The organism is Aeromonas sp. CD (genome assembly GCF_033349375.1).
Lineage (GTDB): Bacteria > Pseudomonadota > Gammaproteobacteria > Enterobacterales > Aeromonadaceae > Aeromonas > Aeromonas hydrophila.
This window is the reverse complement of the sequence record NZ_CP137631.1, coordinates 2,305,536-2,319,369: the sequence shown is the minus strand read 5'-3', so window position 1 is coordinate 2,319,369 and position 13,834 is coordinate 2,305,536. Positions and strand designations below refer to the sequence as shown.

15 protein-coding genes are annotated in these 13,834 nt (G+C 61.9%); 7 read left to right on the top strand and 8 right to left on the bottom strand.

Annotation, left to right across the window (positions count from 1 at the left end):
- Positions 1-143: 143 nt before the first annotated feature.
- The 4 genes from cra to R2E40_RS10865 all read left to right on the top strand — a co-directional run bounded on the left by cra (position 144) and on the right by R2E40_RS10865 (position 3,984).
- Positions 144-1,130, top strand: a complete 987-nt coding sequence (cra, locus tag R2E40_RS10880; protein ID WP_017410145.1) for a catabolite repressor/activator — start codon at positions 144-146, stop codon at positions 1,128-1,130.
- Positions 1,131-1,436: 306 nt separating this feature from the next.
- Positions 1,437-2,630 (top strand): aromatic amino acid transport family protein, encoded by a 1,194-nt coding sequence (locus tag R2E40_RS10875; protein WP_101616943.1) that lies wholly within the window; start codon positions 1,437-1,439, stop codon positions 2,628-2,630.
- A gap of 260 nt (positions 2,631-2,890) precedes the next feature.
- On the top strand, positions 2,891-3,295 hold the full coding sequence (locus R2E40_RS10870) for an antitoxin Xre-like helix-turn-helix domain-containing protein (protein ID WP_103826848.1): 405 nt from the start codon (positions 2,891-2,893) through the stop codon (positions 3,293-3,295).
- Complete coding sequence (locus R2E40_RS10865; RefSeq protein ID WP_318165468.1) at positions 3,295-3,984, top strand: RES family NAD+ phosphorylase; 690 nt, start codon at positions 3,295-3,297, stop codon at positions 3,982-3,984. The genes R2E40_RS10870 and R2E40_RS10865 overlap by 1 nt, the downstream gene beginning before the upstream one ends.
- 106 nt (positions 3,985-4,090) lie before the next feature.
- Here R2E40_RS10865 and R2E40_RS10860 read toward each other — a convergent pair whose 3' ends face one another.
- Positions 4,091-5,491: a DEAD/DEAH box helicase gene (locus R2E40_RS10860; RefSeq protein WP_318165467.1), complete on the bottom strand. Its 1,401-nt coding sequence runs from the start codon at positions 5,489-5,491 to the stop codon at positions 4,091-4,093.
- A gap of 323 nt (positions 5,492-5,814) precedes the next feature.
- Here R2E40_RS10860 and R2E40_RS10855 point away from each other — a divergent pair, with 323 nt between their 5' ends.
- The gene (locus R2E40_RS10855) at positions 5,815-6,630 is read left to right on the top strand and encodes a substrate-binding periplasmic protein (protein WP_318165466.1); all 816 of its coding nucleotides are present in this window, start codon (positions 5,815-5,817) and stop codon (positions 6,628-6,630) included.
- Positions 6,631-6,730: 100 nt separating this feature from the next.
- Here the strand turns inward: R2E40_RS10855 and aroC are convergent, their stop codons facing one another.
- A complete protein-coding gene (gene aroC / locus R2E40_RS10850; protein ID WP_016350634.1) occupies positions 6,731-7,819 on the bottom strand; it encodes a chorismate synthase in 1,089 nt (362 codons plus the stop codon).
- 12 nt (positions 7,820-7,831) lie between these two features.
- The gene (gene prmB / locus R2E40_RS10845; protein ID WP_024945276.1) at positions 7,832-8,767 is read right to left on the bottom strand and encodes a 50S ribosomal protein L3 N(5)-glutamine methyltransferase; all 936 of its coding nucleotides are present in this window, start codon (positions 8,765-8,767) and stop codon (positions 7,832-7,834) included.
- Positions 8,768-8,832: 65 nt separating this feature from the next.
- On the opposite strand from prmB, the gene smrB reads away from it, so the two are divergent.
- The gene (smrB, locus tag R2E40_RS10840; protein WP_318165465.1) at positions 8,833-9,357 is read left to right on the top strand and encodes an endonuclease SmrB; all 525 of its coding nucleotides are present in this window, start codon (positions 8,833-8,835) and stop codon (positions 9,355-9,357) included.
- A gap of 93 nt (positions 9,358-9,450) precedes the next feature.
- Here smrB and R2E40_RS10835 read toward each other — a convergent pair whose 3' ends face one another.
- The gene (locus R2E40_RS10835; RefSeq protein WP_318165464.1) at positions 9,451-9,861 is read right to left on the bottom strand and encodes an SRPBCC family protein; all 411 of its coding nucleotides are present in this window, start codon (positions 9,859-9,861) and stop codon (positions 9,451-9,453) included.
- 245 nt (positions 9,862-10,106) lie between these two features.
- On the opposite strand from R2E40_RS10835, the gene R2E40_RS10830 reads away from it, so the two are divergent.
- Positions 10,107-11,402 carry a diguanylate cyclase gene (locus R2E40_RS10830; protein WP_318165463.1) on the top strand — a complete coding sequence of 432 codons (1,296 nt, stop codon included), beginning with the start codon at positions 10,107-10,109 and terminating at the stop codon, positions 11,400-11,402.
- Between the two features lie 50 nt (positions 11,403-11,452).
- Here the strand turns inward: R2E40_RS10830 and R2E40_RS10825 are convergent, their stop codons facing one another.
- The 4 genes from R2E40_RS10825 to R2E40_RS10810 form a co-directional block, all read right to left on the bottom strand.
- Complete coding sequence (locus R2E40_RS10825; protein WP_318165462.1) at positions 11,453-12,082, bottom strand: histidine phosphatase family protein; 630 nt, start codon at positions 12,080-12,082, stop codon at positions 11,453-11,455.
- Positions 12,083-12,125: 43 nt separating this feature from the next.
- The gene (locus R2E40_RS10820) at positions 12,126-12,524 is read right to left on the bottom strand and encodes a GFA family protein (protein ID WP_318165461.1); all 399 of its coding nucleotides are present in this window, start codon (positions 12,522-12,524) and stop codon (positions 12,126-12,128) included.
- A 154-nt stretch (positions 12,525-12,678) separates the two neighbouring features.
- Positions 12,679-13,134 carry a GNAT family N-acetyltransferase gene (locus tag R2E40_RS10815; protein WP_318165460.1) on the bottom strand — a complete coding sequence of 152 codons (456 nt, stop codon included), beginning with the start codon at positions 13,132-13,134 and terminating at the stop codon, positions 12,679-12,681.
- Positions 13,135-13,192: 58 nt separating this feature from the next.
- Positions 13,193-13,573: a VOC family protein gene (locus R2E40_RS10810; RefSeq protein WP_318165459.1), complete on the bottom strand. Its 381-nt coding sequence runs from the start codon at positions 13,571-13,573 to the stop codon at positions 13,193-13,195.
- Positions 13,574-13,834 lie beyond the last annotated feature (261 nt).

Here is a 13,834-nt window from a genome sequence, read left to right as displayed (position 1 = left end):
TTCACTTACACTCAGACTGAATCGTTTCAGCGAATTGATCAAGTACCCACAAAGAGTGCTTTTCAATGATATGATCCCGCGCACACTTTTCGGTGCCCTCACCAGGCAGTGCCCGTGGGCCTTGCAACTCAAACAGAGCCAACATGATGAAACTGGATGAAATCGCCGCCCTCGCCGGTGTCTCGCGCACCACGGCCAGCTATGTGATCAATGGCAAGGCCGACCAATACCGTATCAGCCAGGCCACCCGCGACAAGGTGATGGCGGTGGTCACCGCCCACAACTACCAGCCGGACAGCCGAGCCGCCTCCCTGCGCGGTGGCCAGACCAAGACCCTGGGCTTCATCCTGCCCGACCTGGAGAACGCCAGTTACGCCAAGCTCGCCAAACGGCTGGAGCAAGGGGCGCGGGTTCAGGGTTATCAGCTGCTGATCGTCTGCTCGGAAGATGACCCCGCCACCGAGAAGGAGCTGGCCGAGATGCTGGCCAGCCGCCACGTGGATGCCTTGCTGGTGGCCAGTTGCCTGCCGCCCGAAGATCCCTTCTACCTCGGCCTGCAGACGCGCGGCATCCAGGTGCTCGCCATCGACCGGGCCATGGCGGCCGACAAGTTCGTCACCGTGGCCAGCGAAAACCAGAAAGCAAGTTGCGATCTCACCGCCTCCCTGCTCTCGCCGGCAATCAAGCACATCGCCCTGATCACCGCGCTGCCGGCACTCACGATCAGTCGTGAACGTAAGGCAGGCTTCGAGCAGGCCGTCGCCAGCCACAGCACGGCTTGTCATCTGTGTGAAGGGGCCCACTTCTCCCGCGCCGAGGGCTACCGCCTGATCAAGACGCTGCATCAGCAGCTCGGCCAGCTGCCCCAGGCACTGGTGGCCACCTCCTACATCCTGATGGAGGGGGTGCTCGACTATCTGCTGGAACAGGAGACCGACATGAGCCGGCTGGCCATGGCCACCTTCGGCGACGACCGCCTGCTCGATTTTCTCCCCTTCGGCATCAACTCCCTGCCCCAGCAGCACGATGCCCTCGCCAGCCAGGCGCTGGAGCTGGCCCTCAAGGCGATTGGCGGTGAATACCAGTGCGGGTTGCACTATGTGAGCCGTACCCTCAAGCGCCGCCGCTAATCCTCTCTGCATCGCGCGCCGCTGCGACCCAGTTCGCAGCGGCGCGTTTTTTCACCAGCCATAGAGCACTACTGTCATCTTTTATTTCCACTTATTCTGCCCACACAGTACAAAATCCGCCTTTACACGCTTGTATCCAACATTTTAATTCGCTAAGTTGGCAACCATCTTTTACAACCAGCGGATTTTTCGTAACGATGGGTTCACTCCGATATTGCTAGCCTCCGGTCTCGACCCCGGAGGCACCTTGCCAACACCTCATATGCCTGCTGCGCACGGCGCAGTTTCTCAATTCGGATGGACACCATGAATACCAAAACCCTGGGATGTACCCTGTTGATTGCCGGCACCACCATAGGCGCCGGCATGCTGGCCCTGCCGCTGGCTTCCTCCTCCCTTGGCGGACCCGCCACCCTGCTGCTGATGATCGGCCTCTGGGGCCTGATGGCCTTTACCGCCATGCTGCAGGTGGAAGCCAGCCTCAACACCGGCAAGTGGTACCTGCACCAGCTGGCGGATCACCTGCTCGGCCCCTGGGGCAAGCGCATTGCCTCCTTCTGCATCCTGATGCTGTTCTACTCGCTGGCCTCCGCCTACATCAGCGGCGGCAGCAGCCTGCTGGCCCAGGCGCTGGCCGATGCCGGCCTGCCCCTCAGCCAGGAGCAGGCGGCCTGGGCCTTTACCCTGCTGTTTGGCGGCATGGTCTGTGTCGGCACCAAACAGGTGGATTACCTCAACCGACTGATGTTTACCGTCAAGCTGGTGATCATGGTGGCCGTTCTCGGGCTGCTGCTGCCGCGTGCCGAGGGGCAACACCTGCTCTCCATGCCGCTCGGTCAGGGCTTGTTGCTGGCGGGCCTGCCGGTCATCTTCACCTCGTTCGGTTTTCACGGCTCCATCCCGAGCGTGATGCTCTACCTGGGTGACTGCCCCAAGCAGCTGCGCCGGGTGTTCGTGTGGGGCTCCGCCCTGCCGCTCATCCTCTACGTGCTTTGGCAAATCGCCATCCTGGGGCTGCTCGGTCAGCAATCCCTGATCCAGACCGGCGGGGCGCTGGACAGCCTGCTGGCCAACGTCGGCAATCTGGTGAGCTGGCCCGCCTTCAACCAGGCGATGCATCTGTTCGCCGATCTGGCGCTGGCCACCTCCTTCCTCGGGGTGACGCTAGGACTGTTTGACTTCATGGCCAAGGTGACCCGTCGCAAGGACAACTGGCAGGGCCGCACCCAGACCGGCCTCATCACCTTCGTGCCGCCCCTGCTGTTTGCCCTCTACTTCCCGCAGGGTTTCATCATGGCGCTCGGCTACGCCGCCATCGCGCTGGCAGTGTTGGCGGTGCTGCTGCCGGTGACCCTGGTGTGGCAGAGCCGCAAGCGGGCCGAGGCGCACCACTACCGCGCCCCGGGCGGCGTGCTGGCCCTGGGCCTTGCCGGCGCCATGGGTGTGCTGATCGTCGGGGTGCAGATAAGCGTCAGCATGGGACTGCTGCCCGCGCTCTAAGCCAGCGCCGGTATTGCATGCCCCAATAGCGAAAGCACAAAAGCCCCGCCAACCCAGTTGGCGGGGCTTTTTCTATGTCATCGGTAGATGCCATCGATATAAAGGGGTCCGCCGGCACGGTGATCATCTCCTGATGCATCAAACGTTCATATATGCACCATGCATCGACGCTCTGTATATATGTGAACAGTTCTTGTACACTGATAGCAGATCGCCTTTTTGGCAACAGAACACACGCTCAATCCAGCAAGGAGCCTGACATGGTCGCAACCGCACACCTTCAACGGCAAGATGGCGCCGTTGATCCCAGCAAGGCGCTGCCGGTGGTGTTTCGCATCCTGGACAAATGGCAGTGCAACACAGATGAACAGTTGCGACTGCTCGGCATCTCTTCGCGTTCAACCTTGAACAAATACAAAGAGTCCCACGGCGGGATCAGACTGAGTGCGGATCTGCAGGAGCGAATGAGCTACCTGCTCAACATTCACAAGAGCCTGCGGGTGCTATTCAGCGCGGACGAGAGCATCTATGGCTGGGTGCGCAAGTCCAACAGCCACCCCTTCTTCGCCGGCCGCAGCGCCATGGAAGTGATGCAGGGTGGCAGGGTGGCCGATCTCTATGAGGTCGCTACCCGCCTGCACGCCTGGCGCGGAGGCATGGCCTGATGCAGACGCCCCCGCAGCGCGTATTCAAGGACGAGTCAGCCTACCGGATCATCCCGAGCCGCTACCCCACCATCTGCCTCTATGAGGATGTGGCCAACGCCGACGAACTGGAGGCGGTCTGGGCCATCGAAGCGCTGACCAACGACAGGCTGAGGGAAGAGGCCGGCGAGCTGACGCGGGTATCGAAAGCGGACTGGCTGGTGGGCTTGGCTGGCGGCAGCCATGTGATGGCCGCCTTCACCCACCTCAATCCGGAGGGAGCCCGCTTCACCACCGGTGATTTTGGCGGTTATTACTGCGCCCCCAGCCTCGACACCGCCATCAAGGAGACGGTCTACCACCAGGAGCGCGTCTTCGGCTACACCCGTGAACCCGCCCAGAAGGTGCAGATGCGGGTGATCCATGCCGAGTTCAGCGCCAGCCTGGTCGACATTACCGGCGAAGCCTTTCTCGCCACACCGCTTTACCATGCTACCGACTATGGATATTCCCAGGCCTTCGCTCGCAAGCAGAAAGCCCTGGATGTCGACGGCATCTGTTACCGTTCGGTGCGCCACAGCGGCCACGCCTGCTACCTGCTCTATCGCCCGCGCCTGGTCAGCCGCGTCCATCAGCCCCGCCATCTGGAGTACCACTGGAACGGCAGCGCCATCGCCAACGTGCTGCAAATCACCCTCTATGGCGAGTGACCGGCACTGCCCGCCTCATTCGGCCAACTCCCGGATATAGAAAAGCCCCGCCAGACTGGCGGGGCTTTTTACATCAACCGAGCGAGGGAGCAGGCTCCCTGGCCGCTTACTGGTTGTGGGTAGCGCGACGGGGACGACGAGCCTGAGCCGGTTTGCCGGCGCCACCTTCCGGGCGCTGGCCGCCCTGGGGCTTGGGCTTGCCACCGTTGCCGGAGCGGTTACCGCCGCCATTGCCACCGTTGGCAGAGCGACCGGCACCCTGACGCTGGCCTTGACCTTGCGGACGCGGCGCACGGCGCTGCTCGCTCGGATCGCGCGGCTCTTTGCGAAGCGGCGCGCCGATGCCACGGGCGATGTTGTCGAGGGTCTCGCGGGAGGCTTCAAAACCAGCCACCTGCTCGCAGGGAATGTTCTGCTTGGTCAGCCGCTCGATGGCCTTGATGAGCTTGCCTTCATCGGCCGCAACCAGGGAGATGGCGTGACCGGCGGCGCCAGCACGGCCGGTACGGCCGATACGGTGCACGTAATCTTCCGCCACGTTCGGCAGCTCGAAGTTGACTACCTGCGGCAACTTGCCGATGTCCAGACCACGGGCGGCGATGTCGGTCGCCACCAGCACCTTGACGCTGCCATCCTTAAAACCGGCCAGGGCGCGGGTACGGGCACCCTGGCTCTTGTTGCCGTGGATGGCGGCAGCGCTGACGCCGTTCTTGTCGAGGGTCTCGGCAACGCGGTTGGCCATGTGCTTGGTGCGGGTGAACACCAGCACCTGCTGCCAGTTGTTGCTGGTGACCAGGTGGCTCAGCAGGGCAATCTTGTTGGCCTTGTCACAGGGGTGTACCAGCTGCTCGATACGCTCGGCGGTGCTGTTGCGCGGGGTCACTTCGATCACCGCCGGGTTGTCCAGCAGACCGGTGGCCAGCTCGCGGATCTCGTCCGCGAAGGTGGCGGAGAACAGCAGGTTCTGGCGCTTCTTCGGCAGCAGAGCCAGGATGCGGCGGATGTCGCGGATAAAGCCCATGTCGAGCATGCGATCCGCTTCGTCCAGCACTAGGATTTCCACTTCGTCGAACTTGACGGCGTTCTGGTTGTACAGATCCATCAGGCGGCCCGGGCAGGCCACCAGCACGTCCAGACCACGGCGGGTGGCCATCATCTGCGGGTTGATGCTCACGCCGCCAAATACCACGTGGCTGCGGATCGGCAGGTGTTTTCCGTAGTTGCGTACGCTCTCGCCCACCTGGGCGGCCAGCTCGCGAGTCGGGGTCAGCACCAGGGCACGGATGCGATTCGGGGAGACCTTGCGCTTGCTTTCAGTCAGACGCTGCAGCATCGGCAGGGTAAAACCTGCGGTCTTGCCGGTCCCGGTCTGGGCGGCGGCCATCAGATCACGGCCAGCCAGTACCGCCGGGATCGCTTGTTGCTGAATGGGAGACGGGGTGTCATAGCCTTGCTCGGCAACGGCACGCAACAAGGGTTCGGCCAGACCGAGGGAAGTAAAACTCATAGTTACCTGCTAGGGATAGGGGCGCCGACAATCCGGGATGGGGCTCCTCTGCTGAGCCGATGCCATCTCGCCAGACTCGGGCCTGTTGAGAACACAACGATTTCCCCGGGGAGCAGAGCAAAGGGGAAAGAATAGGGGCGCAGTCTATCGGAGTTATTGAGGAGAAACGAGAAAAATGTGACGTTCCTCCCAGCATGTTTGCCAAAAGCAGGTCACCTTCCCGCCCGGAAAAGCCGTTCAAGAACTCATTCGAATCAGACTATGCTTGATGCCAGATAGCGGCGATACCGCCGCATCCGTCCTGTACAAGGAGGTTCAGGTTCATGCGTGTTCATCTTCTGTCGGCTGCCACGGGCTGGCTCTTGCTCGCCCTGCTGGCGATTGGGCTCTCTCTGCCGCTGCAGGCCAAGCCCAGGCTGTCGGTGGCCTGGAGCCACTGGCCCCCGTTCAGTTACATCAATCCCCAGGGGACGCTGGATGGGTTGGATGTCACCCTGACCCGCCAGATCCTGAACCAGGCGGGGCTGGACTCCCACTTTCGCAACCTGCCCTGGGCCAGGGCCATCCATCTGCTCGAGCAGCAACAGCTGGACGTGGCCATGGGGGCGCTCGATACGCCGGAGCGGCGCGTCTTTGCCCGCTTCTCGGTGCCCTATCGGCGCAGTACCTTCGTGCTGCTGAGCAACAACCCCATCCCGGGCCAGCGTGATCCCTGGCTGGCGGTGTCAGACCTGCCGCAGCTTTGCCAGCAAAGCCAGCTGCACCTTGGCAAGCTGCGCGGCACCCGCCCCATCCAGCTGATGGAAGCGTGCCCCGCCCTCAAGAATGCGAGCGAATACAACGCGGATGACCGGCTGGTCGAGCTACTGCTGGCCCGTCGGCTGGACGGCGTCATCATGGAGTGGCAATACGCCCGTTACCGGCTGCAACAGCTGGGGGCCGACGGCTTTATCCGCTGCCAGTTGCTGCTTCATCACCAACCGGTCAGCCTGATGTTTGCCAACTCGGCCGTCACCGATGCACAGCTCAGCCGGGTCAATGAGGTGATTGCCGGCCTGCCCCCACCCGGCCGTGACGTGGCCCCCCCCCCCTGCCGGCTCGACAACCCGGCGGCTGAGCAGGTGGCTCCCGACCAGTGATCCAGCGCGATGAAGGCCCATGAAAAAGGCGACCCTGAGGTCGCCTTTTGACTGTGACTGTGGCTGCACCACTCGATCAGCCGAGCAGTGAACAGGCCGATCAGCGCAGCTGCGGAGTATGCGTCAACACGCCCTGGTTCTGGGCACGGTGGCGCAGCAGGTGGTCCATCAGCACCAGGGCCAGCATCGCTTCGGCGATGGGCACGGCACGAATGCCGACGCAAGGATCGTGGCGCCCCTTGGTGATCATCTCGGTGGCCTCACCCTCGGTGGTGATGGTCTTGCCCGGTACCGTGATGCTGGAGGTGGGCTTTAAGCCTAAGCTCACCACGATATCCTGACCGGATGAAATACCGCCCAGAATGCCGCCCGCATGGTTGCTGGCAAACCCGGCCGGGGTCATCTCGTCGCGGTGCTCGGAGCCTTTTTGCTCCACCACCGCGAACCCATCGCCGATCTCCACCCCTTTCACCGCATTGATGCCCATCATGGCGTGGGCGATGTCGGCGTCGAGGCGATCGAACACCGGCTCACCGAGGCCCACCGGCACATTGCTGGCGATGACCTGCACCTTGGCACCGATGCTGTTGCCCTCTTTTTTCAGGTCGCGCATGTATTGATCGAGCGCTTCCAGTTTGCCCGCATCGGGGAAGAAGAAGGGATTCTGCTCGATCTGCGCCGCATCGAAGGCTTCTGCCTTGATGGGGCCGAGCTGGGAGAGAAAGCCGGTGATCTCGATGCCGTGCACCTGTTTCAGGTACTTCTTGGCAATGGCCCCCGCCGCCACCCGCATCGCGGTTTCACGGGCGGAGGAGCGACCGCCGCCGCGATAGTCGCGCTGGCCGTACTTCTGGTGATAGGTGTAATCGGCGTGGCCCGGACGGAACAAGTCCTTGATGTCGGAGTAGTCCTTGGAGCGCTGATCGGTGTTCTCGATCAAGAGCCCGATGGAGGTGCCGGTGGTCTTGCCCTCGAACACCCCGGAGAGGATCTTCACCTCGTCCGGCTCGCGGCGCGGCGTGGTGTAGCGGGAGGTGCCGGGCTTGCGCCGGTCCAGATCCCCCTGCAGATCCGCTTCGCTGATCTCCAGTCCCGGCGGGCAGCCGTCAACCACGGCGCCCAGCGCCAGGCCGTGGCTCTCGCCGAAGGTCGTCACACGAAAGAGTTGGCCGAAACTGTTCCCTGCCATGAGTGCTCCTGCTTAGCTCTTGTAAATCGCGAAATAGTCCTGGTATTGCACCAGATCGGCACGGCTCATCACGAACACGCCGTGACCGCCATTCTCGAACTCGACCCAGGTAAAGGGCACGTCCGGGAACTGGGCTTCCAGATGGATCATGCTGTTGCCCACCTCGACCACCAGCACGCCATCCTCTTTGAGGAAGTCGGCGGCATTGGCCAGCAGGCGCTTGGTGAGCTTGAGACCATCGGAGCCGGAGGCCAGCGCCAGCTCGGGTTCGTGACGAAACTCGTCCGGCAGATCCGACATGTCTTCGGAATCCACGTAAGGCGGGTTGGAGACGATAAGATCGTACTTGTCGCCAACCGGCAGATCGCGGAACAGATCGGAGCGGATCGGAATGACCTGCTGCTCCAGCCCGTGATCGTTGATGTTGCGCTCAGCCACGTTGAGGGCATCGACGCTGATGTCGATGGCATCCACTTCGGCTTGTGGGAACTCGTGGGCCATGATGATGGCGATGCAGCCGGAGCCGGTGCACAAGTCCATGATCCGGGTCGGTTCATGCTTGAGGAAGGGAGCGAAGCGGTTGGCCACCATCTCGGCGATGGGGGAACGGGGAATGAGCACCCGTTCGTCCACGTAAAACTCCCAACCGGCATACCAGGCCTTGTTGGTCAGGTAGGCGGCCGGAACCCGCTCCTGCACGCGGCGGATGATGAGCTCGGCGATGCGGTGCCGTTCGCTGGTGGTCAGACGGGAGTGGCGCATGCCCGGATCCACGTCCGGCGGCAGATGTAGCGCGGGCAGTACCAGCTGCACGGCTTCATCCCAGGCGTTGTCGGTACCATGTCCGTAGAAGATCCCGGCGTCGTTGAAACGACTCATGGCCCAGCGCAACATGTCCTGGATGGTGTGCATCTCGGCAACCACCTCATCGATAAATATCTTGTCCAAATCCACCTCCAAGTCGAGTAATATCCGGCCCGAGAATTCTATACAGCGAGCAAGACGAGTACCTGATGAAAAAAACGCCCTCACCGACAGACGAGGAAACCAAGCTGTTCCGCGATGCGATAAAAGGTACCCGGAAAATCAAGCAAGATACCATAAGGGCCGACCTGCGCCCGGTCAAGCAGAAACGCGAACTGCGTGAGAGCCGCGAAAAGCTTGGGGTTGACCACTATTTCAGCGATGAGTATCAGCCCCATCTCGAGGCCGATGGACCGACCCGTTACGTGCGCGAAGATGTGTCAAAATTCGAGCTGAAAAAGCTCAAGCGCGGCAGCTATCCGCCGGAGATCTACCTGGACCTGCACGGCATGAACCAGCAGCAGGCCAAACAGGAGCTGGCGGCCCTGCTGACCCTCTGCCAAAAAGAGAACATTCACGTCGCCTCCGTGATGCATGGCATCGGCAAACACATCCTCAAGCAGCGCATTCCAAGCTGGCTGGCCCAGCACCCCAACGTGCAGGCGTTCCATCAAGCCCCCCGCGAGTGGGGCGGCGACAGCGCCATCCTGGTGCTGCTGGATATCGAGGAGTAACGCTCCCGCCTTCTGACATGCTCTGACGAGCAGAGCAGCATAAAAAAACCACCGCGACCTGGCAGTGGTTTTTTTATGGGTGCAGGCGCCTCCCTAGCCTGCCGCTTCCACATAACGCTTGAAGTTGTCGAGGATCCCCTGCCAACCCGCCTGCTGCTGGGCCGGGGGGTGGCTCGTCTCGGCATCGAAGGTTTCCTGCACCCAGGTGCCGCCCGGTTCGCTCGCAAACTGCACATCCACCTCGCGCCCGTCGTCCATCATGAACGAGAGACGAGTCGGCGCCTCCACCCGGGTAAAGGTGCCGGTGAAATCAAAACCGGCGCTGCCATCCTTGGCGGCCATGTGATGGCAGAAACGCCCGCCCACCACCAAGTCGACCCGGCTGCCGGTGGTGTGCCAGTCGCTGGAGGCCGCATTCCAGCTGGCAATGCAGTCCGGATCGTTCCAGGCCCACCAGACGGCCTCTATCTCCTGTTCGATATGTGCCTCGATGCTGATCTTCATGACCCCCTCCTTAATTGACATCCCTTGCCAGATACAGGTCTCGACCAGAGACTGTCGTATCCGGGTACAAATAGCACTGCTTGCAGCAGCTGGGTCAACAGAGTAAAGCTCAGCACAATCCCCTGAGCCAGTCACCCCACCACCGCCTTTATCCAGCCATGCCGGATCTTGACGCATGGCATGTCAGGTGGGAAAAACGGCCGCACTATACTGAATATCAATATGTTATTTGCCGTGGAGGTTGCATGTTCACTCAGGGTTCCCATGCCGACATCAAGTCGTCTCTCGATGCCATCGGTGCCGCCGTTGCAGTGTTTTCCCTCGACGATGACGATCGCTTTACCCTGGTCTCCGCCAACGACACCTTTGCCCAGGCCTTCGAGCTGGACGTGCTTGGCAGCATCGGCAAGCGCCTGAACGAAATGTTTCCCCGCTACATCACCGGCAGCATCGAGCAGCCGATGCACGAGTGCGTGAGCCAGCAGACGGGGCTCGAGAGCGAGCTGCCCATCGACACTCTGTCGCGCACCAGCTGGTGGCGCTTTGTCATCTCCCCCATCATTCCCGAGCAGTCCCGCATCACCCGCATCATGGTCACCGCCATCGACATCACCGCCAAAAAGCAGCTGGAGGAGGCGCTCAAGATGAGCCGCAAGCGCTTTGAGGCGGTGGTCAACTCCGCCTACGACGGCATCATCAGCGTCAGCAGCGAGTCGCGCATCGAACTTATCAACACCGCCGCCTGCGAGATGTTCGGGGTGGACGAAAGCTACCTCGGCAAACGGCTGGAGACCCTGCTGCCCCAGCGCTTTCGGGCCAACCACGACGGCTACTTCAAGGCCTTCAGCAACTCCCCCATCAACTCGCGCCCCATGCATGCCCGCGCCTCTGTGATGGGGCTGCGCCGCGACGGCAGCGAATTTCCGCTGGAGGTGACCATCGCCAAGATCAACCTGGGCCAGACCACCGAGATGACCGCCATCCTGCGGGATATCTCGGAGCGGGCCCGGCTGGTGGAGGAGCTCAAGGTGGCGGCCACCACGGATCCCCTCACCGGGATCGCCAACCGGCGCCGCTTCGACGAGCTGGTCAAGCTGGAGATGCAGCGCTGTCAGCGCTTCGGTCACACCATGAGCCTGCTGTTGATCGACATCGATCACTTCAAGCAGATCAACGACACCTATGGCCATCAGCAAGGGGATCAGGCCATTCTCAGCCTGGTCAGACGGGTCGCCAAACAGCTGCGGGAGGTGGACATGCTGGGCCGCTGGGGCGGCGAGGAGTTCATCGTGCTGCTGCCGGAAACCTCGCTGGAGCTGGCCTGGGCCAGTGCGGAGCGGATCCACCTCGCCGTCGAGTCGCAGCTACATCAACTCGGCGCAGGCACCGAGGTGCCGCTCACCATCAGCCTCGGTATCAGTGCCAGCCTGGGCCCGCAGGATACGGTGGAACGCATGGTGCGCCGGGCCGATACCGCCCTCTATCTGGCCAAGAAACAGGGGCGCAACTGCTCAAGAAAAGCACTGCCAGATACCCCCTGACAGGCAATACACGTCAGGCCTGAAAACGCTCAGCAGGCCTGGCGCTTGGCTCAATTCAAGGCTGCGACGCCATGTTCACTGCCCGGCCGGGCAAAGAAACCCAGTGGCCTGCCAGCGTCGCCACATGCCAGCGACACCTCCAGCACGGCCCCGTTGGCCAGCTGCCACTCGAAGAAGTCGTCAAATCCCGCCACGGTCAGCGCCCGGATCACCTTGGCCACCACGCCGTGCGCCACCAGCAGGACCCGTTCCTGGCGGCCGCTCTGCGCCAGTTCTGCCAGTCCCTGCCCCACCCGGGCAATGACTTCGTCCAGCGACTCGCCCCTAGGTGGGGCCTCGGCCCAGCGCCGGGTGATGTTGCGTGCCCACAGCGCAGGGTAACGCTCCCTCGCCTCTTGCTGGGTCAGTCCCTCGAACACCCCGACATGGCGCTCACGAAAAGCGGGGACGAGCGTCACCGGCAGCGCCAGCTCGTCCGCTACCAGGGCCGCGCTTTGCCGTGCCCGCAGCAAGGGGGAACTCAGCAACCGCTGAAACGGGGCCTGCGCCAAGGCCAGTGCCCTTGCCTGGGCTCTGATCTGGGCCACACCGGTTTCGCTCAGACCGATATCCAGCGCCCCCTGATAGCGATCCTCGGCATTGGCCGGAGTTTGCCCGTGGCGCATCACCACCAGTTGCATTGTCTGTTCCTTTGATTGCGGCCGATGATCGTGCTGCCCGTTCTCACGGCTTGGGGGCAAACTGCTCGAACACCTGCTGACCGGTCAGGGTCGGTGTCTCGTTTTTCAGCTCGTAGAAATCGGGCTTCTCGTCGATGAAGATCTGGCTCGCCAGCTGGAAGGGTTCGCTCTGAAACAGGCCGGCCGGCACTATGTACTCATCCGTCGGCAACAGGTGATAGAAAAGGTGGGTACCGCAGGTGGGGCAAAATCCTCGCTCCGCCCACTCCGAGGAGCGATAGGCCACCGGAGTGAGCCCGTGAAAGCGCACCTCCTTGCCACAGTGCACCGCAAACAGGGGGCCGCCTGACCAGCGCCGACAGGTGCTGCAGTGACACAGCCCCACCTCCTTATGATCGCCGGCCGAGACCTCAATCCCGCCGCACAGACAATGTCCCTTCATCACGCCTCCTTGTGTCTTGTTGTCGATGGCCTACCACGGCACCCCACAGCCATATTCATATAAGGCGAACACCGTCTTGCCCCGGGGCTGCCATCGAGCGGCTTACATAAAGCGGGCTCGATATGTTCGTTCTCCGGCAATCCACCACATCCTGTCAGGGTGTGGGCGTCCCCTCCCCCAGGCATTTGACGAACCGCATCTGCCCGTCTTCCTCTATACCCACTGCCTGCCAGCCAAGATAACGATAAAAACCGTTGGCTCTGACCTTGGGGTCCGCATCGGTCAGCAACCAGATCTCGCAGCAGCCCCGGCTGGTCAACCACTCCTCCGCCACCGCCATCAGGCGACGACCCAGGCCCAGCCCTTCGTACTCCGGATGCACAAACAGGGCAAACAGCGTGGCTTCATCTGCATCGACCATGGCAAATGCCACCACCTTCTGCGCCGCACAGGCGACCCAGCCGCGCCCACTGCCACTGAGCATGGAGGGCAGTGCCATGGGCGTGATCCCATACTCGGCAAGTTCCTGCAGGGAAAGGTGGTTTTCCCGCACACTGGTGCGAACCTCAAACATGCCCGGCACATCTGCCGGGGTCGCAATACGAATCATCATCACACCCGTTGATAGTTGATCGGCTCGTGACCAGGTCTCACGGTCCGGCCGGTTTTCAGACCTGAGGTGGCCGTGTTTCCTGCAGCGCAATCCGGTTGCCTTCCAGGTCCTGAAATTCGGCTACCTTGATGCCATCGCCCACCCGGGTCACCGGATAGAGCTCGCCGGCTCCGGCCTGCAGGGCCGTCGCCATCACCCGCTCAATCTCGCTGATCGCGAGATAGATACGCGTGCCGTCAAGACTCGGCACATAGCTCTCCCCTTTGGCCAAGGCGCCGGAGCAACCCTCCCCCCCTTTAGTGAGCGGGAACAGCGCCATCTCGTTGCCATCTATCTCCGTTAGTTCAAACTCGATGCCAAACACCTGGCGGTAAAACGCCGTGGCACGCGCCATATCCGTCACCGGGATTTCAAAATGGACGGCGATATTGAACATGAAGTCTCCTCTGATTTTCACTCATCGGCACAGTGATACCCCATTGCGGGGTGACGGCCAATGCTTTTTAACCGCTGGATATGCCTGCTTCGATAAAAATGAATATTCTAGCGATGGGTGCCTGATGAAAAAAAGGAGGCCGCGAAATAACTCCTGGCAGTCACCAATTCCGGCCCTCACAAATACTGTCTGATGGCACACTCCCCAGATTAAAAACAGGGCCAACTCGATATTACCGACTGACCATGCCCACCCTCACCC